This window comes from Colwellia sp. TT2012, assembly GCF_001440345.1.
Lineage (GTDB): Bacteria > Pseudomonadota > Gammaproteobacteria > Enterobacterales > Alteromonadaceae > Colwellia.
In genome coordinates this window covers 1-986 of sequence record NZ_LJYX01000080.1, presented here as the reverse complement: position 1 = coordinate 986, position 986 = coordinate 1, and the positions used below count along the sequence as shown (strand labels likewise).

The 986-nt window shown below is 62.7% G+C and carries 2 protein-coding genes; both read right to left on the bottom strand.

Features of this window, described 5'->3' with window-relative positions:
• On the bottom strand, positions 1 to 663 hold a 663-nt coding region (locus tag ASU03_RS18780; RefSeq protein WP_057833267.1), incomplete at its 3' end, for an HpcH/HpaI aldolase/citrate lyase family protein.
• 39 nt (positions 664 to 702) lie between these two features.
• Positions 703 to 986: CoA transferase (locus tag ASU03_RS18775; RefSeq protein WP_197411294.1), on the bottom strand; the 284-nt coding region annotated here is incomplete at its 5' end.

Here is a 986-nt window from a genome sequence, read left to right as displayed (position 1 = left end):
ATGGATCACCGGCACCTGTTTGGGATGGATACACAGCGCTCCGGTAAAACCCATTTCATAGGCATGTCGGATCGAGTGGCGCAGGCCCTCGGGGTCGTCGATGGCCGGGTGTACGCCGTCCAGCGGCGCCTCCAGGCCGGCAGCGCGGGAGTGCACGATCAGCGCCAGGCGTGCCTGATCAAGGGCAAAATTGGCCGCCACCGAGTGGCTGCTCAGGTTCAAGTCCAGCGCCAGGTCCAGCCCCCCAAACGACAGGCGCTGCACCTGTGGCGCATGGGCAATTTCGGCAATAGCCAGAAGGCCCTTGGCACTTTCGATAATCGGCCAGATCAGCTTGCCAGCGGCGGCCACTACTGCCACCTGCGCCGCACTTTCCACCTTCGGTAGCAGCACGCCTGCGACGTTTGCATGGGTTTTGCAGAACGCCACGTCCTCAAAGTGTTCATCATGCTCCGGTGCGTTGATCCGTACCCACACCCGGGCGTCAGGATGGGCTTGCAAGTATGCGCCAAGGTTGTCCCGCGCCTGGCGCTTGAGCGGCTCTTGCACCGCGTCTTCAAAATCCACAATCACTGCATCAGCGCCACTGGCCAGGGCCTTGGCAAAACGCTCAGGGCGGCTGCCCGGCACGAACAGCGCGGAGCGCACAATAGAATGCTTCATAACTGACCTTCCTGTTTTCACCCCTCCTGTAGGAGCCGGTTAGATGATGCCGCGAGTATTCAGGGATTCGATGGCCTCACGGGTGTAACCCAAGCGCTGGAGAATCCCTTGGTTGTGTTGCCCCAGCGCAGGCACAGCGTCCATGCGCGGGGTAAAGGCGCTATTGCGTCCCGGCGGTAGCAGCGACGGCAAGGGCCCGGCCGGGCTGTCGACTTCACGCCAGCTGTCACGGGCCTTGAGTTGCGGGTGATCCCACACGCCTTGCCTATCGTTGACCCGGGCACTGGCGATCTGCGCATCCTCCAGGCGCCGGATCACAGCGG